This is a genomic window from Serratia sp. CoH_134_PS_4 (genome assembly GCF_058190535.1).
Genome location: NZ_JBXWKI010000006.1, coordinates 95,456 through 121,848, shown reverse-complemented (window position 1 = coordinate 121,848; position 26,393 = coordinate 95,456). Strand labels below are relative to the sequence as shown.

Annotated in this window: 20 protein-coding genes; 4 read left to right on the top strand and 16 right to left on the bottom strand. The window is 55.8% G+C overall.

Translation table 11 applies throughout. The annotated features are described in order from the left end of the window. Window positions 1–80 precede the first annotated feature (80 nt). The 12 genes from AC2FCQ_RS11745 to purL all read right to left on the bottom strand — a co-directional run bounded on the left by AC2FCQ_RS11745 (window position 81) and on the right by purL (window position 17,529). The gene (locus AC2FCQ_RS11745; RefSeq protein WP_012146350.1) at window positions 81–887 is read right to left on the bottom strand and encodes an ABC transporter permease; all 807 of its coding nucleotides are present in this window, start codon (window positions 885–887) and stop codon (window positions 81–83) included. Next, window positions 877–1,821, bottom strand: a complete 945-nt coding sequence (locus tag AC2FCQ_RS11740) for an ABC transporter permease (protein WP_209638396.1) — start codon at window positions 1,819–1,821, stop codon at window positions 877–879. The genes AC2FCQ_RS11745 and AC2FCQ_RS11740 overlap by 11 nt, the downstream gene beginning before the upstream one ends. A gap of 1 nt (window position 1,822) precedes the next feature. Beyond that, a complete protein-coding gene (locus AC2FCQ_RS11735) occupies window positions 1,823–2,851 on the bottom strand; it encodes an ABC transporter ATP-binding protein (RefSeq protein WP_490308287.1) in 1,029 nt (342 codons plus the stop codon). A 205-nt stretch (window positions 2,852–3,056) separates the two neighbouring features. Continuing rightward, window positions 3,057–4,211 (bottom strand): putative ABC transporter substrate-binding protein YdcS, encoded by a 1,155-nt coding sequence (ydcS, locus tag AC2FCQ_RS11730; protein ID WP_209638400.1) that lies wholly within the window; start codon window positions 4,209–4,211, stop codon window positions 3,057–3,059. A 61-nt stretch (window positions 4,212–4,272) separates the two neighbouring features. Continuing rightward, the gene (locus AC2FCQ_RS11725) at window positions 4,273–5,736 is read right to left on the bottom strand and encodes a gamma-aminobutyraldehyde dehydrogenase (RefSeq protein ID WP_490308288.1); all 1,464 of its coding nucleotides are present in this window, start codon (window positions 5,734–5,736) and stop codon (window positions 4,273–4,275) included. Between the two features lie 115 nt (window positions 5,737–5,851). Further along, window positions 5,852–6,775 carry a LysR substrate-binding domain-containing protein gene (locus AC2FCQ_RS11720; protein WP_404760706.1) on the bottom strand — a complete coding sequence of 308 codons (924 nt, stop codon included), beginning with the start codon at window positions 6,773–6,775 and terminating at the stop codon, window positions 5,852–5,854. 311 nt (window positions 6,776–7,086) lie between these two features. After that, window positions 7,087–7,425 carry a nitrogen regulatory protein P-II gene (gene glnB / locus AC2FCQ_RS11715; protein WP_004847623.1) on the bottom strand — a complete coding sequence of 113 codons (339 nt, stop codon included), beginning with the start codon at window positions 7,423–7,425 and terminating at the stop codon, window positions 7,087–7,089. Between the two features lie 10 nt (window positions 7,426–7,435). Beyond that, a complete protein-coding gene (locus AC2FCQ_RS11710) occupies window positions 7,436–9,058 on the bottom strand; it encodes an NAD+ synthase (RefSeq protein WP_490308289.1) in 1,623 nt (540 codons plus the stop codon). A gap of 129 nt (window positions 9,059–9,187) precedes the next feature. Next, the gene (glrR, locus tag AC2FCQ_RS11705; RefSeq protein WP_209638424.1) at window positions 9,188–10,525 is read right to left on the bottom strand and encodes a two-component system response regulator GlrR; all 1,338 of its coding nucleotides are present in this window, start codon (window positions 10,523–10,525) and stop codon (window positions 9,188–9,190) included. Next, on the bottom strand, window positions 10,522–11,391 hold the full coding sequence (gene qseG, locus AC2FCQ_RS11700; protein ID WP_490308290.1) for a two-component system QseEF-associated lipoprotein QseG: 870 nt from the start codon (window positions 11,389–11,391) through the stop codon (window positions 10,522–10,524). The genes glrR and qseG overlap by 4 nt, the downstream gene beginning before the upstream one ends. A 2-nt stretch (window positions 11,392–11,393) precedes the next feature. Further along, window positions 11,394–12,830, bottom strand: coding sequence for a sensor histidine kinase (locus AC2FCQ_RS11695; RefSeq protein WP_209638428.1), 1,437 nt, complete (start codon window positions 12,828–12,830; stop codon window positions 11,394–11,396). An 805-nt stretch (window positions 12,831–13,635) separates the two neighbouring features. Then, window positions 13,636–17,529: a phosphoribosylformylglycinamidine synthase gene (gene purL, locus AC2FCQ_RS11690; protein ID WP_209638588.1), complete on the bottom strand. Its 3,894-nt coding sequence runs from the start codon at window positions 17,527–17,529 to the stop codon at window positions 13,636–13,638. 276 nt (window positions 17,530–17,805) lie between these two features. On the opposite strand from purL, the gene mltF reads away from it, so the two are divergent. After that, window positions 17,806–19,266, top strand: coding sequence for a membrane-bound lytic murein transglycosylase MltF (gene mltF / locus AC2FCQ_RS11685; protein ID WP_209638430.1), 1,461 nt, complete (start codon window positions 17,806–17,808; stop codon window positions 19,264–19,266). On the opposite strand, the gene tadA is transcribed toward mltF, so the two are convergent. After that, window positions 19,267–19,779 carry a tRNA adenosine(34) deaminase TadA gene (gene tadA / locus AC2FCQ_RS11680; protein WP_209638432.1) on the bottom strand — a complete coding sequence of 171 codons (513 nt, stop codon included), beginning with the start codon at window positions 19,777–19,779 and terminating at the stop codon, window positions 19,267–19,269. Window positions 19,780–19,962: 183 nt separating this feature from the next. On the opposite strand from tadA, the gene AC2FCQ_RS11675 reads away from it, so the two are divergent. Beyond that, window positions 19,963–21,015 carry a DUF2157 domain-containing protein gene (locus AC2FCQ_RS11675; protein ID WP_490308291.1) on the top strand — a complete coding sequence of 351 codons (1,053 nt, stop codon included), beginning with the start codon at window positions 19,963–19,965 and terminating at the stop codon, window positions 21,013–21,015. 198 nt (window positions 21,016–21,213) lie between these two features. Then, window positions 21,214–22,365 carry an L-threonine dehydrogenase gene (gene yiaY / locus AC2FCQ_RS11670; RefSeq protein ID WP_209638435.1) on the top strand — a complete coding sequence of 384 codons (1,152 nt, stop codon included), beginning with the start codon at window positions 21,214–21,216 and terminating at the stop codon, window positions 22,363–22,365. A gap of 42 nt (window positions 22,366–22,407) precedes the next feature. Here yiaY and yfhb read toward each other — a convergent pair whose 3' ends face one another. From yfhb to murQ, 3 genes are read right to left on the bottom strand one after another with little or no spacing between them, the layout of a single operon-like run. After that, complete coding sequence (yfhb, locus tag AC2FCQ_RS11665; protein ID WP_209638437.1) at window positions 22,408–23,064, bottom strand: phosphatidylglycerophosphatase C; 657 nt, start codon at window positions 23,062–23,064, stop codon at window positions 22,408–22,410. 3 nt (window positions 23,065–23,067) lie between these two features. Beyond that, window positions 23,068–24,429, bottom strand: coding sequence for a PTS transporter subunit EIIC (locus AC2FCQ_RS11660; protein ID WP_404760703.1), 1,362 nt, complete (start codon window positions 24,427–24,429; stop codon window positions 23,068–23,070). A gap of 19 nt (window positions 24,430–24,448) precedes the next feature. Beyond that, window positions 24,449–25,342: an N-acetylmuramic acid 6-phosphate etherase gene (gene murQ / locus AC2FCQ_RS11655; protein WP_490308292.1), complete on the bottom strand. Its 894-nt coding sequence runs from the start codon at window positions 25,340–25,342 to the stop codon at window positions 24,449–24,451. A 166-nt stretch (window positions 25,343–25,508) separates the two neighbouring features. Between murQ and AC2FCQ_RS11650 the strand changes: the two genes are divergently transcribed. After that, window positions 25,509–26,357, top strand: a complete 849-nt coding sequence (locus AC2FCQ_RS11650) for a MurR/RpiR family transcriptional regulator (RefSeq protein ID WP_209638443.1) — start codon at window positions 25,509–25,511, stop codon at window positions 26,355–26,357. The last annotated feature ends 36 nt before the right edge of the window (window positions 26,358–26,393 follow it).

The following is a 26,393-nucleotide window of genomic DNA, read 5'->3' as shown; positions in this document are numbered from 1 at the left end:
AGCGTACACGAAGTACGTGAGGAGGCCGAGCACTGCCCAATCTCAGGATGCCAAGCGCAGTAGCCCAGTGGGCCTGAATTCTATTTGCCACTGCCGGCGACGCTTTCGCCACCCTTAGTCAGGTAATAAGCCCCCAAAATCGGGATCATGGTCAGCAACATCACGGACAGCGCGACCACGTTGGTGATCGGCACATCACGCGGGCGGCCGAGCTGATTGAGCAGCCACAGCGGCAGCGTGCGCTCATGCCCGGCGGTAAAGGTGGTGACAATGATTTCATCAAACGACAGCGCGAAGGCCAACATGCCACCGGCCAGCAACGCTGAACCCAGATTGGGTAACATGACGTAGCGGAAGGTTTGCCAGCCGTCAGCACCCAGATCCATTGACGCTTCAATCAGGCTATGGGAAGTCCGGCGGAAACGAGCGATGACGTTGTTGAATACGATCACCACGCAGAAAGTGGCATGCCCGATAACGATGGTCAGTACGCCCGGTTCGATATTCAGCGCCTTGAACGCGGCCAGCAACGCCAGACCGGTAACAATGCCCGGCAGCGCGATCGGTAACAGCAGTAACAGTGAAATGCTGTCTTTACCGAAGAAATCACGCCGGTACAGCGCCGCAGCCGCCAGGGTGCCCAGTACCAGCGCCACAGCCGTGGCCAATGCAGCAATCTGCGCGGAAAGTAGCATCGCATCGATAATGTCCTGCCGCCCGGCGGCAACGCTGAACCAATGCAACGTGAACCCCTTCGGCGGGAAGCTGAACGCCGCGTCCTCGGTGTTGAAGGCGTAAATGGCGATAATCGCCAGGGGGAAATGCAGGAAAATCAGACCGCCCCAGGCGGCCAATTTCAGCCCTAACGGCGCGCGCTCAGAGTGCATCGAAGGCCCCCAGACGTTTCACAATGGATAGATAAATCGCGATTAACACAATCGGCACCAGAGTAAAGGCCGCGGCCATCGGCATATTACCGATCGCCCCTTGCTGGGCGTACACCATGCTGCCGATGAAATAGCCCGGCGGGCCCACCAGCTGCGGCACAATAAAGTCCCCCAGCGTCAGTGAGAAGGTGAAGATCGACCCGGCGGCAATGCCCGGCACCGCCAACGGCAGGATCACATAACGAAAGGTCTGCGACGGGCGTGCGCCCAAATCCGCCGAAGCATGCAGCAACGAAGGTGGCAGACGTTCCAGCGCCGCCTGGATCGGTAAGATCATGAACGGCAGCCAGATATACACAAACACCAGAAAACGCCCCAACCCGGATGTCGACAAGGTATTGCCCCCTACACCCGGCACGGTCAGGATTGCCGCCAACACCGGCTCCAGCCCAAGATGCTGTAGGAACCACTGCGCCACGCCATCCTTTGCCAGCAATAGGGTCCAGGCGTAGGCCTTAACGATATAACTGGCCCACATTGGCATCATCACCGCGATATAGAAGAACGCTTTGACGCGGCCACTGGTGTAACGTGCCATGTAGTAGGCAATCGGAAATGCCAACATCGCGCTGGCCAGGGACACCAGCACCGCCATGGTCAATGTGCGAAGAATGATGTCGTAATTGGCCGGGTTGAACAGCGCCCGCAGGTTGTCGAAGGTCAGATCCGGCGTCACCGTCATGGTGAAATCGTCGAAGGTGTAGAACCCCTGCCACAACAGCGTCAATAATGAGCCAAGGTACACCGCGCCGAACCACAACAGCGGCGGGACCAATAACAACAGCAGGTACAGCGTCGGTCGGCGATACAGCCAGGTCGACAGCGCGCGCAAGGTACCGCGGCGCGGCGCGGGATAGTCAATGCTCATCTCCATCTCACCTCTCCTCCAGCAGTGGCACCATCGCCTCGCGTGACCAGCAAGCGGTGACCAGCTGACCGATCAGGTGTCTCTGCCCGTCGGCATGCCACTGAGGATTCGCCTCGCTGACCAGCAGTTTCTCCCCGCTGTTCAACGCAATTTCATAGCGCGTTGCGGCGCCTTGATAATGGATCTCTTGCAGCGTGCCCTGCACCTGGACGTCACCCTGTGCCGCGCCGGCCTGATTGGCTAAACGGATATGCTCGGGACGGATTGAGAAGGTGGCGGCCTGGCCCAGTAACCGCTGCGCCAGATCGCTGCGTACCACATTGGACGTGCCGACAAACTCGGCAACAAAGGGTGTCTTCGGCCGCATGTACAACTCGCGAGGCGCATCCACCTGCTCAATACGCCCATTGTTGAACACCGCCACCCGATCGGACATCGATAGCGCTTCGCTCTGATCGTGGGTGACGAAAATAAAGGTGATCCCCAGTTGGCGCTGCAGCTTTTTCAGCTCGCCCTGCATCTGCTCACGCAGCTTGAGATCCAGCGCGCCAAGCGGTTCATCCAGCAACAGCACCCGTGGCCGATTGACCAACGCGCGCGCCAGTGCAACACGCTGCCGCTGACCGCCTGAAAGGTGTGCCGGTTTACGTTCGGCCACAAATCCCAGCGCCACACTGTCCAGCGCTTCCTGCGCCCGCGCCAGGCGTTCACGTTTGGCCACGCCTTTAACCATCAGCCCGTAGGCGACGTTTTCCAGCACTGACATATGCGGGAACAACGCGTAATCCTGGAAGACGGTATTCACGTCACGTTGATACGGTGGCAGATTGGCGGCTTCCTGGCCGTGAATACGAATCGAACCGGCACTGAGCTGTTCAAAACCGGCGATCAATCGCAGGCATGTGGTTTTGCCCGAACCTGAAGGCCCGAGCATGGAGAAGAATTCCCCATCCTGTATTTCGATAGAAACCCTGTCCACGGCGCGAACATCGCCAAAACTCCGAGAAACATCGATAAACTGCACGGCAATGGTCATGATCTGCTCTCCTAAACATGGCGTAAACTCATCAGATGTAGCCAGCAAAGCCAGTTTGGCTACCCCCGACACAGACCTATCGCCAAAATAGTTCGGGCTACATCAAAGCGACACCCCAACGCATCCCCGAGTGCGTACAGGTCGTACGCAACCGGGGTTCGTGCGGGCAGCCAGCAAAGAGGCAGCTTGAAATATGAAGGTGATATTAGCGGCCGCCCATGATGGCGATATAATCCTGAGTCCAGCGGCTATAGGGTACGAACTTGCCGCCCTGCGCCTGTGGCGTTTTCCAGAAGGCAATCTTGTCGAACTGGTTGAAACCATTGGTCTCACACCCTTTATCGCCTAACAGCGTACTGGCCTTACAGCCTGCCGGTGATGCCGGTACAGAACCGAACCAGGCAGCAACGTCACCCTGCACTTTCGGCTCCAGCGACCAGTTCATCCACAGGTAAGCACAGTTGGGGTGTTTGGCGTCGGCGTGCAGCATGGTGGTATCCGCCCAGCCGGTAACGCCCTCTTTCGGGAACACGGTGCCAATCGGCTGGCCTTCCCCTTTCAGGGCATTGGCCTGATACGGCCAGGCGCTGGAGGCGACCACGCCTTCATTTTTGAAATCGCTCATCTGCACTGAGGTGTCATGCCAGTAGCGATGAATCAACGCATGCTGAGTGCGCAACAGTTTCAGTGCCGCCTGATATTGCGCTTCGTTTAATTGATACGGATCGCTGATGCCCAACTGGGGTTGTGTCGCCTTCAGGAACAGCGCCGCGTCGGCGATGTAAATAGGGCCATCATAGGCCTGCACCCGCCCCTGATTGGTTTTGCCGTCTGGCAGGTTCTGTTGCTGGAACACGACAGCCCAGCTATCCGGTGGCGTTGGGAAGGTTTTGGTGTTGTACATCAGCAGGTTTGGCCCCCACTGATAGGGGGTACCGTAGGTTTTACCGTCCACGGTATACCAGGCGCCCTTCAACAGGCGCGGGTCGATGTTTTTCCAGTTGGGGATCAGTGCCGTGTTAATTGGCTGCACCCGTTTGCCGAAGATCAGTCGCAGTGAAGCATCGCCGGAAGCGGTCACCAAGTCGTAACCGCCCTTAGCCATCAGGCTGACCATTTCGTCTGACGTGGCAGCCGTTTTCACATTCACTGCACAGCTGGTCTGTTTTTCAAACTGGGTGACCCAGTCATAATTTTTATCGGATTGGCCGCGTTCGATATAGCCGGGCCAGGCAATGATATCCAGTCGTCCTTCGCCTTTACCCAGAGCCTGTGGCAACTCGGCCGCATGAGCCAGGCTGCAAAGCACAGTGAGACAGAGCGCGGAAACTGTGGTGGTGACTGCGGTCGTTTTTCCCATCGTAATTACCCCTGTGTTGCGTATCTGTATGCGGCAGGGAACGGCTGCCGCCCTAATCTCATTAAAAGCTGGCTTTAAACTTCGCCATTACATGTCTGACTACGCTGTAGTCCTGCAGTGAATCACTGGAGAGATCCTTGCCGTAACCGGAACGTTTCAGGCCCCCGTGTGGCATCTCACTCGCCAGGGTGAAATGGGTGTTGATCCAGGTGCTGCCGTATTGCAGATGCGCAGCGATATGCAACGCCTGATCGATATTTTGCGTCCAGACCGACGAAGCCAGACCGTATTCGGAATCATTGGCCCAGTTGACCGCCTGCTCCAGATGTTCGAAACGGGTAACGCTCACTACCGGGCCAAACACTTCACGCTGGACGATTTCGTCGCTTTGCAGGCAGCCGGCCAGCAGCGTGGGTTGGTAATAGAAACCGGGGCCCGAATGCGCGGCGGCGCCGGTGATCAATTCAATGTGCGGCTGACTGAGCGCCCGTTCGACAAAGCTGGCGACACGATCGCGCTGCCGGTTACTGATCAGCGGGCCAATTTCGTTATCTTCATCGCGTTTGCGGGCAAAACGCAGGCTGGCCACCGCCTCACCCAGCGCTTCTACCAGTTTTGGATAGATCCCCGCCTGCGCGTAGATGCGGCAGGCGGCGGTGCAGTCTTGCCCGGCGTTGTAGTAGCCATAGGTGCGGATGCTGTTGACCACTTCGTCCAGATCCGCGTCGTCGCAGACGATCACCGGTGCTTTCCCCCCCAATTCCAGGTGGGTGCGTTTGACGCTTTTAGCTGCCGCCTGCAAGATTTTTTGCCCGGTGACGATATCGCCGGTCACCGACACCAGACGCACCTGCGGATGTCCGACCAAATGGCTGCCGACCCCTTCTCCGCCGCCATAGACAATATTCAGCACACCCGGCGGCAGGATATCTTGCAGCGCTGGCACCAGCGCCAAAATCGTCAGGGGAGTATGTTCGGAAGGTTTGAATACCACGGTGTTGCCCGCCGCCAGCGCAGGCGCGATCTTCCATGCCGCCATCATTAGCGGGTAGTTCCATGGCGCAATCGAGGCCACCACACCGATCGGATCACGGCGAATCATCGAGGTGTGTCCTTCAATGTATTCACCAGCCAGTTGCCCTTGCTGGGTACGCACCGCGCCGGCAAAGAAACGAAAGACGTCGACGGCCGCCGGCAGATCATCATTGAGCGCCTGATGCAACGGCTTGCCGCAGTTGAGGGCTTCCAGACCGGCTAACCGCTCGGCCTGCCGCTCTATGGCGTCGGCAATGCGCAGAAGAAGAGATGCACGGTAGGCTGGCGTAGTGCGCGACCAGTGACCGAAGGCTTGCTGGGCCGCTTTAACGGCGCTGCCAACCTGCGCGGATGAGGCTTCGGTGATGGAAATCAGCGTTTCGCCATTAGCCGGATTAACGATGCACTCTTGCTGGCCTTCACCTTCGACCGACTGACCGTTAATGAATTGCTGACAGGATAAACCTGAAAGGAGGTGCACATCTGCCATCGCGAATCGCCTCTAAGTGACAAAAACGTTAACTAAATGTGAATAAGTTAGTTTCAATCAGACTAAGCGAGCATCAGGCAGCCAACAAATTCTAAATACTGAACGCCGCGTTCGATTAAATCGAATGCTTCAGCCCAGCGGCGTGCATATTCCCGTTCTCACGCGCAATGGTCAGGAAAGGAGTGACCAATTCCGGCCGTGCGCTACCGCGCCGCCATGCCAAGCCGATGTCCAGCGGCTCCAACAGATCCACCAGCTTACGCGCTTCAATCATATTGCCTTCCAGCGACCAGGCGCGGTAAGCCATATCCGGCAAGATTGAGACCCCCATCCCTGCCGCCACCAGGCTGCGTACCGCCTCCGTCGAACCGGTTTTCATGGCGATCTCCGGTTTCAATCCCGCGCGAGCCCAGATACGGCGCGCATGTACGTCCATTTCGTCGGCATTAAGCTGGATAAGCGGCAACTTCGCCACATCTGCCAGGCTGATGCTTTCGTGATCCAGCAGCGGATGCAGCGGTGGCAGCCACAGGCGATAAGGCGAATGCATCAGCACTTCGGTCTGCAACGCGTCACGGTCTTCGATATTGGACAGGATCAGGACGCCGATATCGATCTCCCCGCTTACCAGCAGGTGCTCAATGTAAGGACGTTCATCTTCGATCATCTGGATGGTGACGTTGGGGTAAGCCGATTTAAACCGCTTGAGCAGCTCGACCAAGAAGTACCCGGCCACCAGACTGGTCACGCCGATAGTCAGCTTGCCCGTCAGGCTTTCAGTCCCCAATTGCAGGCTGCGTTTGGCGTTATCCACCGTGGCGAGGATCAGATAAGACTGGCGTAAAAATTGGTGCCCCTGATGTGTCAGGTTCATGCCCTTGGCGTGGCGATCGAACAATCGCACACCGATGTCGGTTTCCAATTGCTGGATAGCCAACGTCAATGAGGACTGGGAAACAAACACCGCCTGGGCGGCGGCGGAGATCGAACCGGTTTCGGCCACGGCGATAAAATGGCGGATTTGGCGCAGCGTCATCATCCGCATTGCCTTCCAAGCCACTGCGTTGTTGTCTGCGTGCACTTGCCGCCTGGCCGCAACGTGACATTCATTGGGGATTGCCTTAATCAAAATAGTGGAATTGAGTTAAGTGTAGCTATGGGTGCAGTGAAGCGATCGGGAAAAGTATCAAAAACGCGATAGCCTTCGCTTTTTTAGAATGCTTATGATGAGAATAATCAAAACGGTGGAGAGGCGGGAGACGTTCACGGGAATTTGGGGCGTACACGTAGTACGTGAGGAGGCCGAGCACCGCCCAAGCTCAATCTGGCGGTGCTCGGTAGACGATCACATTAAATCGCTTCTTCGTCCTGTTCGCCGGTACGAATACGGACTACGCGCGCCACATCGAAGACAAAAATCTTACCGTCGCCGATTTTACCGGTTTGCGCAGTCTGCATGATGGTTTCTACGCAGGTATCGACGATATCGTCGGCCACCACGATTTCAATTTTCACCTTCGGCAGGAAGTCGACCATATACTCTGCGCCACGGTACAGCTCAGTGTGGCCTTTCTGGCGGCCGAAGCCTTTCACTTCGGTGACGGTCATCCCGGTAATGCCCACCTCAGCCAGCGCTTCACGAACATCATCCAGTTTGAACGGCTTGATAATAGCGTCGATCTTTTTCATCTTCTTTCCTTTACCAATTTTTGCGGCCAAAGCCGGATGTGATTGGGTAGCGGCGGTCTTTGCCGAAATTGCGGGCGGTAATACGCGGCCCGACGGCGGCCTGACGCCGTTTGTATTCGTTAATATCTACCAGGCGAATAACCTTGCGTACTATCGCTTCGTCGAAGCCTTCAGCCACCAGATCGGCAACGGACTTATCGCGTTCGACGTAGCCTTCAAGAATCGCATCCAGAATGTCGTACGGAGGCAAGCTGTCCTGATCGAGCTGATCCGGCGCCAGCTCAGCGGACGGCGGACGATCAATAACGCGCTGCGGGATCACGTAGGAAACGGTATTGCGGTATTCGGATAACTTGAATACCAGTGTTTTCGGGACGTCTTTCAGTACGTCGAATCCCCCCGCCATATCACCATACAGCGTGGCGTAACCTACGGCCATCTCGCTTTTATTGCCCGTCGTCAACACGATACTACGGCGCTTATTGGACAGCGCCATCAGCACCACACCACGGCAGCGTGCCTGCAGGTTTTCTTCCGTGGTATCGCGTTCGGTACCGGCAAACATTGGCGTCAGTTGGCCCATAAAGGCATCAAACATAGGCTCAATGGAGACGATATCAAATTCAATACCCAGGATTTCGGCTTCTTCTTTAGCGTCGGCAATGCTGATATCCGCGGTGTAGCGGAACGGCATCATGAGCGCCTGCACCTTGTCTTTGCCCAATGCATCGACGGCAATCGCCAGCGTTAGCGCCGAATCGATACCGCCAGACAACCCCAGCACTGCGCCCTTGAAGCCATTTTTCGTCACATAGTCGCGCACCGCCAACACCAGGGCTTCGTACACCTGCGCCAACTGCGGTAACTCTGCGGCCGGTGCCGTCATGGGCACGACGTCCAGCTCATTGAACTCAAGCAACGTGACCTGTTCGGCGAATGCCGCCAGACGGTGGGTCATGTTGCCAGCAGCATCAAATACCTTCGAACAGCCGTCAAAAATCAATTCATCCTGCCCACCAATCTGGTTCAGGTACACCAGAGGCAAATGGGTGCGTTGGCAATGGCCGGCCATCAGCGTTTTGCGGATATACGGCTTTTCACGATTGTAGGGTGAGGCATTGATCGACAAAATCATTTCGGCGCCAGCCGCCTTGGCAGCATCGACCGGCTCCGGGAACCACAGATCTTCACAAATCAGCAGACCCAGGCGATAGCCTTTCAGCTCGATCACGCAGGTTTCATTACCCGCCTGGAAGTAGCGTTTCTCATCGAAAACACCGTAGTTCGGCAACTGCTGCTTGAAGTAACGCGTCAGCAGCGTCCCTTCGGAGAACAGCGACAGCGCATTATAGAGTTTGTCGCCTTCACGCCACGGGTGGCCGACCAGAATGGCGACATCAACCGACGCCTGCTGCAAACGATGCAACTGCGCGTCACAGCGCTGATAAAAATCATTGCGATACAACAGGTCTTCCGGCGGATAGCCAGACAGCGCCAGTTCGGTGAACATGACCAGATCGGCTCCCGCCTTCTGCTGCTCTTGCACCGTTTGCAACATGCGCTCGGTGTTGCCTTCAATGTCACCGACCAGCAGGTTTAACTGGGCCAGTGCGATGGATAGTGATCTGCTCATTGTTTAGGATCCCGCTTAATACGTTCCATGGTTCTCTGTGTTGGGCCGCGCCACAAACAAGAGAACGGAGTGTAAATCATTCCGCTGCGTTTGTTGAGAACCTGCGTAAGCAGGCCGCAGCGGAAAACATCATTCTTTAAAATCGTTGGCGTCAAGTTCATGACGCGACAGCAATTTATAAAACTCGGTACGGTTGCGGCCTGCCATACGTGCGGCCTGAGTCACGTTACCTTTGGTGATCTGCAACAGCTTGCGCAAATAATGTAATTCAAACTGATTACGCGCCTCGACAAAGGTCGGCAAGGCGGTGTTTTCCCCTTCCAGCGCCTGTTCCACCAGCGCTTCACTGATCACCGGCGCGGAGGTCAAGGCCACACACTGTTCGATTACGTTCACCAGTTGGCGCACGTTACCCGGCCAGGTCGCGGTCATCAGGCGTTTCATGGCGTCCGAAGAGAAGCTACGGACAAAGGGTTTGTGGCGTTTGGCAGACTCGCGCAGCAGATGATTAGCCAATAATGGAATATCCTCAGCGCGCTCATTCAGCGCAGGGATTTTCAGGTTCACCACATTCAGGCGGTAGTACAAATCCTCGCGGAATTCGTTTTTCGCCATCGCCTTTTGCAGATCGCGGTGAGTGGCGGAAATAATACGAACGTCAATGTCCAGGTCACGGTTGCTGCCCAACGGGCGGACCTTGCGCTCTTGCAGCACACGCAACAGCTTAACCTGGAGCGAAAGCGGCATATCGCCGATCTCATCGAGGAACAGCGTACCGCCAGCTGCCGCCTGGAATAGCCCTTCACGGCTGCTGACTGCACCGGTAAATGCCCCTTTGGCATGGCCGAACAGCTCTGACTCCAGCAATTGCTCGGGCAATGCGCCGCAGTTAATGGCAATAAACGCCTTTTTACCCCGCGGGCTGGCACCGTGGATCGCTTGCGCCAGCACCTCTTTACCGGTACCGCTGTGACCGTTGATCAAGACGCTGACATCGGACTGCGCCACCATTTTTGCCTGCTCTAGCAAGCGCAGCATAATCGGGCTGCGGGTGACTATCTCTTCACGCCAGCTGTCATCACCCGCAGGTAACGACAATGACAGCGCTTCGTCGATGGCCTTATACAACGCATCGCGATCCACCGGCTTGGTCAGGAAGCTGAACACCCCTTGCTGGGTGGCGGCCACCGCATCCGGGATAGAGCCGTGGGCGGTAAGGATGATCACCGGCATGCCGGGCTGATGTTTCTGGATCTCGGCAAACAGCGCCATGCCGTCCATTTCATCCATCCGTAGATCGCTTATCACCAGATCGATTTTTTCGCGCCCTAACAGGCGCAGCGCTTCCTGACCGCTTTCCGCGGTGGTGACATGAAAACCTTCGCTGGTCAGGCGCATTCCCAACAGCTTGAGCAGGCTGGGATCGTCGTCAACCAATAATAGATTGGCCGGTTTGCGTGCTGTCATTGCGCGTGGGACTCCTTGTTAGCAGGGGACGGCGCATAAGTATCTTCCGGTTCCACCGGCATGGCTGTGCCCTTCTCCGGTTCCGCGTCCGATTCTGCGGCTTTGTTTGGGGTCACTTTCTTCGCGGAGTCGGTTTTTTGTTGCGTCGCGCTATTGTCCGGGATGTCAGTTTGCAGCTGCTTGCGCGAAGAGAGCTGACGCTCAATATCGGTCAGGTTTTCCAGCTTGCGCGACGTATCCTGCAACTGTGCCTGTAAACGTATCTGGCTCTGGCGCAACTGATCTATCTGGCTGTCGGAGCTTTCCTGCAGATGTTGGTAGCGAGCCTTTTCATCAAACAGCGTTATCTGCAGGACCTGCTGCTGACGCCACAATTGCAACAACGGGCGCAATGAACTTGGGAACTCCAGGCGGTAGCTGTTCAGGCGATCGATCATCTGGCGGCGCTCACCCGAGGTTGGCTCAGCGCTACCCAACAGGATGCTTTGTTTGAAAATCCCAGCCCAACTGTCTCCAGGCAGGGTTTTCGCCAGCGCACGCGCCTGAGTGGAACCGATACGATCGGCACAATCCATGGCGCGCAGCCAGTAAAGAGAGTTATTCAACGCATCTTTTTCGTCGAGAGGCCACAGGGTGTCACACGCTGCAATGCGGTAATCCACCACTTTTGTGTCCGGGATCGCTTCCTGCTGCGGCTGGCTTAAGCCGCCGCTGACCGCGCGATCAACACACCCAGCCAGTAGAAAAGGGACAAAAAGAACGCTGCCTAAAAAGGAAAAACGACGCTTGCCGAGCGGCGTACCCAGTGTGGCACGCGGTGAACGTTCGGTCTGTGAGAGACGAAGGCGTTTAGACCATGTGTACATTATTATTCATTCTCGGCGGTTAATGGCAATTCAATGCGGAAGCAGACGTCTGCGCCAGCGACTTCAACCAGCTGCAGCTCCCCGCGCATCCGGCGGATACAATCCTGCGCGATACTTAGCCCAAGACCGCTTCCTTTTACCGCCCCTTTTCGCTGGTGACTACCTTGGAAAAAAGGCTCAAAAATCATGATTTTCTCAGCGTCGGGGATCGGCGTGCCGCTATTGGCGACATCAATCTGTACCCGTTGCCCAACCTGACGGCTGCGGATCCAAATGTTACCGGATTCCTTACCGTAGTGCACCGCATTGGAGTAGAGATTATCCAGTACGCGCATTAATAGCGTAGGCTCTGCCCAGCAGATTTCCGCATCCAGTTGGATCTCGGTGCGGATCATTTTTGCCCGGGCCGGTAAACTGTGCGCAGCAACGACCATTTCGACCATCTCCTCCAACGCCACATTCTCATGTTCCGCCGGGCCATCCGCCAGTTTACGGTTGTAATCCAGCAGTTGTTCGATCAGTTGCTGCAAGTGACGGCTACTCTGATCGAGAATGGTCACCACTTCTTTTTGATCGGAGGTTAACGGGCCGGCGACTTCGTCCGCCAGCAACTCCGTCCCCTCGCGCATGCTGGCCAGCGGCGTCTTCAATTCATGCGAGATATGGCGCAAAAACTCATGGCGCTGCGATTCCAACCAGGCTAACCGCTCGCTCAGCCAAATAATGCGTTGCGCCAGCGAACGTAGTTCACGCGGCCCTTTAAAAGACGCGGTACTCCCTAATGCTCGCCCTTCCCCTAATCGGTTGATCATCCGCTCTACCGCTTTTACCGGGCCGATAATCATGCGGGTAAACAGCACCACCAGCATCACACTGACCAGAAACAGCATTAGCGCCTGCCAGCCGAAGAACTGGCCGCGTTCGGCAATCGCCTGTTGCAACTGTTGGCCACGGGAATACACCACGGCACGCGTGGCCTGCACCATTTCGGCATTTGAGCGTGAAAACGACTCCAGCAGTGCCGACGCCTGTGCGTCCGGGCCGCTGCTTTGACATTTGATCGCCGCAAGCTGGGTCAGCAAATTACGCAAGGTTTGATAATAACGTTCATCAGGCAGGATGGGGGCATGTGCGTCGAGCATCTGCGAATACTGTTTTCGTTGGTTCTGATACAGCTTCTCCAGGGTCGGATCGACCAGTACACAATACTGGCGATAGCTGCGCTCCATTTCCAACGCCACGCTGGTCATGGCCTCGCTGCGTCGCGCATCCACCAGCGTGGTGCGGTTGATGTCAGCCGCCTGCGCGCTGAGGTGATCCAGGCTCTGGTAGGCCTGATAAGCCAACACCAGCAGCGGCAGCAGCACCAGCAGGAACGCCATCAGCACCAGTTGACGCAGCGAGCGGGGAAATAAACGCCATCTTTTCAACGAAATCATCTCATTGTCTCTAGTCTGCTTTGATGCTAACCGAGTCGCCGATGAGAGGAAAGCCCGGCGTTCAGCGGAGCGTCAGGAAAATCCAGGCAAGCGTGCCGTGCGTGAGTGATGTCTGCGATTGGGGCTATCGTGATACCCAAAATAATTGGCGTTGCATCTATGATGGGTATTTGACGTTGGGGCAGAACTGCCCCACGCAAGAAAGTGTGGATGCCCTTAAACCTCGTCCCCAGGGTGATGTAGCACAAAGCTGGCATCGAACAGGACGAATAGCATCCGTAAGTATCCGTAATTGATGAAGACTCATCACAGGTGGATACAGGCGGTGCCTCACTCCACGTGTCGCCCGATGCTTGATAAAGCGCTTGCGCGTCTATTATCGGTTTGGTTGGACGATAGGCACCATTTCTTTGGCATCATTCGGAGGCTTATGAGGCAACTATTCCGTTTAATTACGGGGCCGTCATAAAAAGGTGAATGAGCAACTGAAGAGAATAATGCACTTATCGTGCCAACTTTTCAACAAATTTATTAAGCATATGAAATCAAACAACAATAACTTAATTCAATGCTAAAACGGCCGCTTTACCACGGCATTGGATGAGGAAAAAAACACCACCCTGTCTCCAAAACCCGACAACTTAACGCAATTAATTTTTCACCATTAAAAATCAATAATTTATGTGTCTCTTTTTAGAGACAATGAAAATACCCTCTGTCGCAAAATGCAGACAACTCACCGACATCATGATAGAGAAAGGGGGAGCAATCTCTTGCTCCCCCTTTGGCACTACAGCGTTATCGCTTAGCCCAGCTGTTTACGGGCATTACGGAACATGCGCATCCACGGGCTATCTTCGCCCCACTCTTCTGGATGCCATGAGTTACTGACGGTGCGGAATACACGCTCTGGATGCGGCATCATCACCGTCGCACGGCCATTAGTGCTGGTTACCGCGGTGATACCGTTCGGCGAACCGTTCGGGTTAGCAGGGTAGGTTTCCGTCACATGGCCCATATTATCAACAAATCGCAAGGCTACCAGACCATGGTGCTCCAACGCCGCCAGGTGTGCAGCATCGCGCACCTCGACATGCCCTTCACCGTGAGACACGGCGATCGGCATACGTGAACCCGCCATACCTTGCATGAACAGTGACGGGCTGGCCGCCACTTCCACCAGGCTGAAACGCGCTTCGAAGCGGTCAGACAGGTTGCGTACAAAGCGAGGCCAATGTTCTGCCCCTGGGATCAGATCACGCAGGTTAGACATCATCTGGCAGCCGTTACACACACCCAATGCCAGGGTTTGCGGACGGTGGAAGAAAGATTCAAACTCGTCGCGAACGCGATCGTTGAACAGAATCGACTTCGCCCAACCTTCACCGGCACCCAATACGTCGCCGTACGAGAAGCCACCACAGGCGACCAGGGTATGGAAGTCCTGTAGATCGCGGCGCCCTTCGAGCAAATCGCTCATATGCACATCTACCGCATCAAAACCGGCGCGATGGAATGCTGCTGCCATTTCAACATGGGAGTTAACCCCCTGCTCACGCAGCACCGCCACTTTAGGACGTGCGCCCTTGGCAATGTACGGCGCTGCAATGTCTTCTTCTGGCGCGAAGCTCAGTTTGACGTTCAGGCCAGGATCGCGTTCATCCTGCTTGGCCTTGTGCTCCTGATCGGCACACTCAGGGTTATCACGCAGGCGCTGCATCTGCCAGGTCGTTTCCGCCCACCAGGTACGCAACGTCGCGCGGCTTTCGCTGTACACCGTTTTATCGCCCTGAGCGATCACAAAGCGGTCGCCAGCCTGTACGCTGCCGATGTGGTGCACATTGTCCGTCAAACCATGCTGTGCAAACACCTGTTGCACCGCGTCAAGCTGGTCAGCCGTGACCTGGATCACCGCGCCCAACTCTTCGTTGAACAGCGCAGCCAGTGCATCATCGCCCAGCGCTTTAATATCCGCCTGCACACCGCAATGGCCGGCAAACGCCATTTCTGCCAACGTGACCAGCAGGCCACCGTCAGAGCGGTCGTGATAGGCCAACAGTGCGCGATCGGCCACCAGTTTTTGCATGGCGTTAAAGAAGCCCGCCAATTGCTCGACGTTACGCACGTCGGCCGGTTTATCGCCTAACTGACGGTAAACCTGTGCCAATGCGGTGGCGCCCAGCGCGTTATGCCCGTTACCCAAGTCGATCAACAACAGCGCGCTGTCGCCTTTATCGGTACGTAACTGCGGCGTCACGGTGTGGCGCACGTCTTCCACGCGGGCAAAACCAGTGATGACCAACGACAACGGCGAGGTCATTTCGCGCTGTTCGTTACCTTCCTGCCAGCGAGTTTTCATCGACATTGAGTCTTTGCCCACGGGAATCGTGATACCCAGCGCTGGGCAAAGCTCTTCGCCGACGGCTTTCACGGCTTCATACAGACCGGCATCTTCACCCGGGTGACCTGCCGCTGCCATCCAGTTAGCGGAAAGCTTCACACGTTTGAGCGAACCAATCTCAGTTGCTGCCAAGTTGGTCAGGGCTTCCCCTACCGCCAGACGGCCGGAGGCGGCGAAGTCCAGCAGAGCAACCGGTGCACGCTCGCCGATCGACATCGCTTCACCGTAGTAACTGTCCAGGCTGGCGGTCGTAACCGCACAGTCCGCTACCGGGATCTGCCACGGACCTACCATCTGATCACGCGCTACCATACCGGTCACGGTACGGTCGCCAATGGTGATCAGGAAAGTTTTCTCGGCGACGGCCGGCAGGTGCAGAACGCGTTTGACCGCATCAGCCACCGTGATGTTGTCGCGCTGTACCGGCTGGCCTTTGGCCTGCAGACGCGTTACGTCGCGGGTCATCTTCGGCGTTTTGCCCAGCAGCACGTCCAAAGGCATATCGATCGGTTGATTGTCGAAATGACTGTCGTTCAGCGTCAAATGCTGTTCTTCGGTCGCTTCACCAATCACGGCATAAGGGGCGCGTTCACGGCGGCAAATCTCATCAAACTGCGCCATCTGTGCTGGCGCAATCGCCATGACATAACGTTCTTGAGATTCGTTACACCAGACTTCCAGCGGGCTCATGCCCGGTTCGTCGTTCAGAATATCGCGCAGTTCGAAACGGCCGCCGCGGCCACCGTCACTGACCAGCTCAGGCATGGCGTTGGACAAGCCACCAGCACCTACATCGTGAATAAACAGAATGGGGTTTTGTGCGCCCAGCTGCCAGCAGCGGTCGATCACTTCCTGGCAACGACGCTCCATTTCCGGGTTGTCGCGCTGTACTGAGGCGAAATCCAGATCGGCGTCGGACTGGCCGGACGCCATCGAAGAAGCAGCACCACCGCCCAAACCGATGTTCATTGCCGGGCCACCCAGCACCACCAGTTTGGCGCCTACGGTGATTTCCCCTTTTTGCACGTGATCGGCGCGAATGTTGCCGATACCGCCCGCCAGCATGATCGGCTTGTGGTAGCCACGCAGTTCCACGCCGTTATGGCTGTTGACCTGCTCTTCATAGGTACGGAAGTAACCCACCAGCGCCGGGCGGCCAAATTCGTTGTTGAATGCCGCGCCGCCTAATGGGCCTTCGGTCATGATGTCCAGTGCAGTAACGATGCGATCAGGTTTACCGAAATCCTGCTCCCACGGCTGTTCAAAGCCAGGAATACGCAGGTTGGAGACCGAGAAACCGACCAGACCCGCCTTGGGTTTTGCACCGCGACCGGTAGCGCCCTCGTCACGGATCTCACCGCCGGAGCCGGTAGCTGCGCCAGGCCATGGGGAGATTGCTGTCGGGTGGTTATGGGTTTCTACCTTCATCAGAATATGTGCTTCTTCCTGATGATAATCATATTGACCGCTTGCCGACTCAGCGAAGAAGCGCCCGACCTGCGAGCCCTCCATCACTGCGGCGTTATCTTTATAAGCCGACAGCACATAATCCGGCGTCTGCTCAAACGTGTTTTTGATCATTTTGAACAGCGACTTCGGCTGTTGCACACCGTCGATGATCCAATCGGCGTTGAAAATTTTATGGCGGCAGTGCTCAGAGTTGGCCTGCGCAAACATATAGAGTTCGATATCCGTCGGGTTGCGCCCCAGACCGGTAAAGGCATTCAGAAGATAGTCGATTTCATCCTCGGCCAGCGCCAGACCCAACTTGATGTTGGCCTGTTCCAGCGCGCTGCGCCCTTCACCCAGCATATCGATTGCCTGGTAAGGCGCAGGCTGATGCTGAGCGAACAGTTGTTCCGCCTGTTGCAAACTGCTGAAGACGGTTTCCATCATGCGATCGTGCAACAGTACAGCAAGCTGCTGCCATTGCGCTTCGGTCAAGGTCGGCGCTTTGACGTAGAACGCCAAGCCACGCTCCAACCGCAATACCTGCGTCAAACCGCAGTTATGGGCGATGTCGCTGGCTTTGGAAGACCATGGAGAAATAGTGCCCGGACGCGGCGTCACCAGCAGCAAGCGGCCTTCAGGGGCATGTTCGGCGAGAGAGGGGCCGTACTTGAGTAGACGCTGGAGCTTGGCATGCTCTTCGGCGTTTAGCGGCGCGCTAACATCAGCAAAGTGGACGTACTCGGCGTAGATATCACTAACAGGAAGTTGAGCGTCCTGACAGCGGGACAGCAGTTTGGTAACACGAAAAGCCGACAAAGCGGGCGAACCACGCAGTATTTCCATAATCAAAGTTCTCTCGTCTTCGAAGCAACTGACTTCAGCACTTCATTGGGCGCAACAGGGGGAAAACGCGCGCCATTATAGAGAATCTACGCCGCAGACGAAACCGTTTGCGTAGCTATTATTGATAAAAGCTGTTTGCGCCATCGAATTGTCATAACGTGTCAATAAAGTTGCACGCTGGCGTTTTGTTGCGCAAAATGCCCCCGCACTGGTGATTTAACCATAAGAAAATACTGGTTTGCTGTCGGCAGTGTACGTGTGCCACCACTGGATAACTATTTGAAACGCCTTAAAATAAACTACATTCTAATCGGTGTTGTTACCTTGCTTCTGGCGCTCGCCCTGTGGCCCAATATTACCTGGCGCGGCGGTCAGGGTGGGCAACTCGAAGAGATTAAATCCCGCGGAGAGTTGCGTATCAGTACGCTAAACTCGCCGTTAACCTATTTCACGACCAAACAGGGGCCGAGTGGTCTCGACTATGAGTTGGCAAAACGCTTCGCCAACTATCTGGGTGTGAAACTGGTGGTGATCCCACATAAGAATATCAATGACCTTTTTGACGATTTAGACGACGACGATGCAGACCTGCTGGCTGCGGGCCTGATCTACAATCAGGATCGCCTGAGCCGTGCGCGCACCGGTCCGGCGTATTATTCCGTCTCCCAACAGTTGGTCTACCGCTTGGGAACAGCGCGGCCAAAAACCTTTGCCGATATTAAAGGCAAGCTGGCCGTTGCCTCTGGCTCCGCGCACGTCAGCACGCTGAAGCAGCTTAAGCAAAGTAAGTTCCCGAACCTCAGTTGGGAATCCTCCAGCGACCTCACCTCAAAGGAGCTGTTGGAGCAGGTCGCTGACGGCAAGCTGGACTATACCCTCGGGGATTCAGTGACCATTGCCCTGCTGCAACGTATCCACCCGCAGCTGGCGGTCGCCTTCGATGTTACTGACGAAGAACCTGTCACCTGGTATTTGAAACGCGGCACTGACGACAGCCTGTATGCAGCCATGTTGGACTTCTACAGCCAGATGGTTGACGACGGGACGTTGGCACGGCTGGAAGAGAAATATCTCGGCCACGTCGGCAGCTTCGATTACGTTGATACCAAAACCTTCCTGTCAGCTATCGACTCAGTCCTGCCGACATTCCGCTCGCTGTTTGAAAAATACGCCAACGAGATCGACTGGAAACTGCTGGCTGCCATTGCCTATCAGGAATCGCACTGGAATCCCCAGGCAACCTCACCGACGGGTGTACGCGGCCTCATGATGCTCACGCGGGCCACTGCCGACGGTCTGGGGGTTAATGATCGTCTCGATCCCGAGGAAAGCATCCAGGGTGGCGCACTCTATCTGCAAAGGTTGATGGCCAAGGTCCCTGACAGCGTGCCGGAAGATGAACGCATCTGGTTCTCACTGGCGGCCTACAACATGGGCTGGGGCCATATGCTTGATGCCCGTAAGCTGACCAAGATGCAAAAAGGCAACCCGGATAGCTGGGTGGACGTTAAACAACGGCTGCCGATGCTCAGCCAAAAACGCTACTACCCGCAGTTGACCTACGGTTATGCACGCGGGCGTGAAGCCTATAACTACGTAGAGAACATCCGGCGCTATCAGGTCAGTTTGGTGGGTTATCTACTGGAAAAAGAGAGAAAGGCGGCACAGGAAGCAGCCGAACAGGCTGAACTGGGGAAAGGCTATCCGGCCGTCACACCGGAACTGGCACTTAACTTCTGATTAATCTGGGTTCTTATCCAGACCTGTGCGCTGTGCCAGTTTCAATGCTTTTTGCTGCTCACGGCGCATGCGGAAAAAGTTGCTCAACGTGGCAGCGCACTCCTCGGCCAACACGCCGGACAGAATTTCCACCTGATGATTCATACCAGGGTGACGCAAAATATCCACCAGGGATCCTGCCGCACCGGTTTTTACATCGGGTGCGCCGTATACCAACCGGCGAATGCGGCTATGCACCATTGCCCCGGCACACATCACACAAGGCTCCAGTGTCACATACAGCGTGGCGTTCAGCAGACGGTAGTTCTGCAATACCGAGCCCCCCTGCCTCAGAGCCATGATCTCTGCATGCGCCGTGGGATCGTGGCGACCAATCGGCCGATTCCAGCCTTCGCCAATGACCTGGTTATCCAGCACCAGCAATGCTCCCACGGGGACTTCACCTTCTTCTTGCGCACGCAAGGCCAGCTGCAATGCCTGACGCATCCAGTATTCATCGTTATATTCAGTCATTGCATCATTCCTCGTGCACTTTGCGGCGGGCATTATACACACTAGGGGCGCTGCATGCTGCGCCCGCGTTAACCGGAGCGAAGATATTCGCCACCGGTAAGCAGGTGCCAAGGTGAAGTCTGCAGCTTGCATTGCAGCGGGTATATACTGAGTCAATAACGGTGTTTTTCAGGGACAGGAAACATGAAATTCAATAAAAAAAATGCCGCCGTAGTGCGTAAAGCACTGGACGGCTGGGTGAGTGAAGGCGCACTGACGACACAGCAACAGCAACAACTGCTCCAGCATGTCGAAGTACAGCCCTTCGACTGGCGGCGGCTGGCACGCTATGCGTTTCTTGCCGCACTGGCTTCACTGGTTATCGCCATCAGTAGCCTATTCGCCGACAGTGCGCTGCTTTACCGGCTCAGTGAGCTGTTCCGCTTTGATGCCCCCGTGCGTATGACGATTGCCGCCATCCTCGCTGCCCTTGGCTATGCCTGGGCATTGCGACGTCGCCAAAGGTATCCGGAAAAACGTTACGGCAATGAAGCTGCGTTATTTGTTGCCGTCTTGCTGACCGCCTGTGCCCTGTGGCAGATGGGCGTTTGGCTGGATAATGGCAGCGGCCGAATTTCACTCCTGCTGATGTTTGCCGCCCTGCTGTATGGCGTGATTGGCTGGTTCAGCCGCTCGGGACTGGTGTGGTGGTTTGCTCTGCTGTCGCTCGGTAACGCCTTCGGCGCGGAAACCGGATATCTGTCGGGCTGGGGTGCCTACTGGCTGGGCATGAGTTTCCCTATTCGCTTTATCGCCTTCGGTGCCGTACTGATCGCTGCCGCATTGCTGCTGCAACCGCAGCTCGCTCGCCGTGGTCTGGAGCGGGTTTCACTGGCGATGGGGTTGTTATACCTATTTATTGCCCTCTGGTTACTGTCGATCTTTGGCAACTATGGCGATCTTGACAGTTGGTACAGCGCACGCCAGATCGAACTGTTCCACTGGAGTCTGTTGTTTGGTATCGCCGCGGTGGGGTGTATTGGGTTGGGACTCAAACGTGACGACGCCATGTTGCGCGGGTTCGGCCTGACCTTTCTTGGTATTAACCTCTACACGCGTTTTTTCGAGTTTTTCTGGGATGCCATGCCGAAGGCTATTTTCTTTGTGCTACTTGGCCTCAGTCTGTGGGCATTGGGACATTACGCAGAGAAGATATGGCAACTGGGCCGTAAACCTCATGATCAAACAGATGATTAAGGCCCACCAGCTTAACGGTTAAATTTACTACTGGATTTGGTTCGGAACGAGCCAAATCCACACCTTGTAAATGGTTAAATCAAAATAAAATCAATCACCTGACTTATCCACCTCGATATTGCGATAGATCATGATCATTGAATAATTAGCATAGTAGTGTTTGAGGCAAGCAATAAAGCGTTTATCAAGGAGTGAGTTATGGCTGCTTCAACTTTCTTTATCCCCTCCGTCAATATGATTGGTTCTGGCTGTCTGGAAGAAGCAGCAAACACCATGAAACAACAGGGGCTGGGTTACGCACTGATCGTGACCGACAAAGTATTGAATAACATTGGCGTGGTCGCCCAGGTTCAACAATTACTCGCCGCACAGCACATCGAAAGCTGCGTTTATGACGGCACGCATCCAAATCCAACCACCCTGAACGTGAAACAAGGCTTGGCCTTGCTGCAAGAACACCAGTGCGATTGTGTCGTCTCGCTCGGTGGGGGCTCACCGCACGATTGTGCCAAAGGTATTGCACTGCTGGCGACTAACGGTGGGGACATCAAGGATTATGAAGGTGTTGATCGTTCTGCCAAACCGCAGCTACCGATGATTGCCATTAACACCACCGCAGGTACCGCCTCTGAAATGACCCGTTTTTGCATCATTACTGATGAAGCGCGTCACATCAAAATGGCGATTGTCGACAAACACGTTACCCCAATCCTGTCCGTCAACGATCCACACCTGATGGCTGGCATGCCAAAAGGGCTAACCGCCGCGACCGGGATGGATGCGCTCACCCACGCGATAGAGGCCTATGTTTCCAGCGCGGCTAACCCGATTACCGATGCTTGCGCACTGAAAGCCGTCACCATGATCAGCGAGTCGCTGCGTGACGCAGTCGCCGACGGCAACAATATGCAGGCGCGTGAAAACATGGCCTACGCCCAGTTCCTGGCTGGGATGGCCTTCAACAACGCCTCGCTCGGCTATGTGCACGCCATGGCGCACCAGCTCGGCGGTTTCTACGACCTGCCACACGGGGTGTGTAATGCCGTGCTGTTGCCGCATGTGCAGGAGTTCAATGCGAGCGTTTGTGCACCACGGCTAAAAGACATCGCTGCCGCCATGGGCCTCGACGTGACGCACCTCAATAGCCAACAAGGTGCCGTCGCCTGTATCGCCGCCATCCGTTTACTGGCGCAAGACGTCGGCATCCCGGCTGGGCTGCGTGATTTAAAGGTGAAGGAACAGGACTTTGATACGCTGGCAACCAACGCACTGAATGACGCTTGCGGCTTCACCAACCCGATACAAGCGACCCACAAACAGATTGTCGCCATCTTCCGCGCGGCAATGTAAGCCATCAGAAACAGTAAAGGGCGGAGATTCCGCCCTTTACTGTTATTCCAACTGTTGCAGCTCACCCAGCTTACTGACCCGCCAACGGTGCTCGCAGAAATACAACAAGGGGTTATCCTGCTTGCTGTCGCTGTAGCCGCTGTATAGCTTGAGCGGTGCGCCAAGACGCTGCTCCAACTGGGTGACCTTCTGTTCACCTAAACAGCGTAGAGTCAGAACCCAACCACCGTAACGCCGTACAATACGGCTACCGACCAATTGCACCTGCGGCAAGAAAGCGGAATCCTGATAAACCTGTTCCACAAGCCGTTCTGGTGAGCCCGTGATCAACCATACTTGCGCATCCTGAGCATCGAGGTATTGCCGCAAGCGCATTTGCACCACCGGAAAAGCCGTCACTCTTTGCCGGAAATCACTGACGAAACGCCGCTCCAGCGCCTTTAGGCTGGCCTCCGTTCGACCAAAGGTGATCGCCCACAGCAGTACACTCATGGGCCAGCGCGCGGCACGCCCCATCACCAACAGCGTGACTCCAATAACCGGCAGCAAGGGCACCACCAGCAACAGATTGAGCGGCAAATGACGTAACAAGAAGCGCAAGAAACTGCCAAACATATCTTCCTGATGCAGCGTCCCGTCCAGATCAAAGAACACCACGCGGCGACCTTCCACGGCCTGTTGGCTTTGCTTCTCGCTCAAACGCTACTCCTCAGGATCGTTGAATCCCATTATCCAGGTGAAAATAAATCCAGCGGCAATGGTAATCACCAGACCAGCCAGATACAACATCACCTTACCCGAGACAATGGTTAACGCCAAAGGTAAACCTGAGATACCGAAGGTGATCACCGTCGCCACTTTCCAGTAGCTGATCAGCGCCCCTCCGACCGCACCACCGAGGCAAGCGGCGATAAAGGGTTTACCCAACGGCAGCGTCACACCGAAAATCAAGGGTTCGCCAATGCCGAGAATGCCGACCGGCAACGCCCCTTTGATCACCTTTTTTAGGCGCGCATTGCGGGTTTTCATTAATACCGCCAACGCGGCCCCCACCTGACCGACTCCTGCCATCGCTAAAATCGGCAACAGTGGGTTGGAACCGTGGGCCTGCACCAGTTCGACGTGGATCGGCACCAGCCCTTGATGCAAACCGGACAACACCAGCGGCAAGAACAGCCCGGACAACACCGCCCCCACCAGCAAACCACCCTTGTCGATCGCCAGATTGGCACCGTGGGCAATGGCATCAGAGATGTAACCCCCCAGCGGCTGCAGGATCACAATGGCCAACGACGCCGTCACCAACGTGGTAATCAGCGGATTGAGGATCAACTCAATGGATTCCGGCAGCCAATTGCGCAGGCGTTTTTCCACCCAGCACATCAATGCCACCACCAACAGCACCGCAATTACCCCACCGCGCCCGGGTTGCAACGCTTCGCCAAACAAAGTGATCTGCGCCAACGCCGGGCTAGAGAGAATACCGGCCATCACGCCGCCCATGGCCTGGGAACCGCCAAACACCCGTGCGGCATTCACCCCCACCAAAATATTCATGATGGCGAACACCGCGCTGCCGAAAATCGCCAGCAACCCCAGCACGTTGGGATAATTCACCGCCAGATCGCCGGCAATATCCGGCCGCTTCAGCACGTTGATAATGCCGGTAATCAGACCGGAAGCGATAAACGCCGGTATCAGGGGAATAAAGACATCGGCCAGTTTTTTCAGCGCTCCGCTCATTGGTGCCGAATACTTTTGCTTAGCCTGCGCCTTGTTGCGGGCGATACTGTCCTCAGCGGCCGCAGGGGCACCGCTGAGCAGTGTACGCATGGCGTCCACCACCTTGGCCGCGGCACCGGGGCCAACGATGAATTGATGCTGTTCGCCTTGCTTGATGTAGCCCTTAATACCCGGTAACTGCTTGAGCAGCGCTAAATCAAGACGTTGCTCATCGTTAACCTCAACGCGAACCCGTGTCATGCAGTTTTCCAGCCGGAGGATATTCCCCTCACCGCCAATCCCCGCCAGAATCTGTGTTGCCAGTGCCGTTGTTTTGTCCATCGCCCGCCCCAGGTGTGGTTTAGCGCGTCAGTGCCGCGCGCAAATAGCCGTCATGTTGCTGTAAGCGCTGCTGCGCCTCATCTGCATCAACGCCAGCCAGAATCATCAGGATTGCCGGTTTGACCTCAAAGCGGGTCTGCTTCAGTGCAGTTTCAGCCTGACTGCGCTCGGCTCCGGTGGCTTCCATCACGATGCGACAGGCACGATCCACCAGTTTTACGTTGGTGGCTTTCACATCCACCATCAGATTTTCATACACCTTACCGAGCTTGACCATCGCACCTGTCGACAACATATTCAGCACCAGCTTCTGCGCAGTGCCGGATTTCATGCGCGTTGAGCCGGTCAAGGCTTCCGGCCCCACGACGGGCGAAATTGCCACCTGCGCCTCATGCGCGATCGGTGAATCCGGGTTGCAGGAGATGGCTACCGTTGGGCAACCCAGTTGCCTTGCGTAGCGCAACGCACCGATCACATAGGGTGTGCGCCCAGACGCCGCCAACCCCACCACGATGTCGGTCGCCGTCAAATTCAATGCCAAGAGATCGGCCTCACCCAGTGCGGCATCGTCCTCCGCGCCTTCTACCGCTTTGAGCAACGCCCCTGGGCCACCGGCAATCAGTCCGATCACCATGCCATGGGGCACACCGAATGTCGGTGGGCATTCAGACGCATCCAGCACGCCAAGACGGCCGCTGGTCCCTGCCCCCAGATAAATCAGCCGGCCACCAGCCTTCAGCGCGGCCGCAGCCAAATCCACCGCTTGAGCAATAGCAGGCAACACCTTCCCAATTGCCTCTGGCACCTTTCGGTCTTCCCGGTTAAAACAACTCACCATCTCCAGCGTCGACATTTCATCCAGCCCCATGGTGGCTGGGTTGCGGGTTTCGGATACCAATGCGCCTAAGTTCATTTCTTCACCTTTGAATTTTTAATTCACAAACTAATTTATTATCTGAATATTTTATTCAACAAAGCGAGCGTTTTTTGCTATTTTAAAGACTCGGTCACAAAAATTTTCACTGCGCGTTTTCGCCGCCCACGTGGCAGAATGGCCGCTGGCCTCCAGAGAAAGATGAATGAGTACTCTTCTTCGTATTCGCCAGATGTATCCAACACTGGCTCAAAATGACCGCAAGCTGGCGGATTTCCTGCTGCATAACGCCGAGCAGGCGCGCCACCTTAGCTCACAAAAGCTGGCCCAGTTGGCTGGGGTCAGTCAGTCGAGCGTCGTGAAGTTTGCGCAGAAAATGGGTTACAAAGGCTTTCCTGCGCTAAAGCTGGCGTTGAGCGAAACGCTGGCTCACCCACAAGCAGAACCCGTCGTTACGGTGCATAACCAGATCCTCAGCAGCGATGCATTGAAAACCGTCGGTGAAAAGTTACTGGTAGAAAAGCAGGCGGCTCTGCGGGCTACACTGGATATCAACAGTGAGGAACGCCTTCATCAGGGGCTGGAAATGCTGCGCCAGGCGCGAAGGGTCATCTTGCTGGGGATTGGCGCTTCCGGGCTGGTTGCCAAAGACTTCTCTTACAAGCTGCTGAAAATTGGCGTTATGGCCGTTGCCGAACCGGATATGCACGTCCAATTGGCAGCGGTTCAGGCACTGGATAAACGGGATTTACTGCTGGCCATTTCGTTTAGCGGTGAACGCAGAGAAATCAATCTGGCGGCCGAAGAAGCCCGTATGGCAGGCGCGAAAGTGTTGGCGCTAACCAGTTTCTCGCCCAATGGCCTGCAGCAACGCGCCGACCATTGTTTGTATACCATCGCCGAAGAACCCAACACCCGCAGCGCCGCTATTTCTTCCAGCACCGCTCAATATGCTCTTACCGATCTGCTGTTCATGGCCTTGATTCAGCACGATCTCGATCACGCACGAGACCGCATCAAACACAGCGAACAGTTAGTGAAAAAGTTGGTTTAAAGGGTATAATCGGCGCTGCAAAAAATACCCCTATTA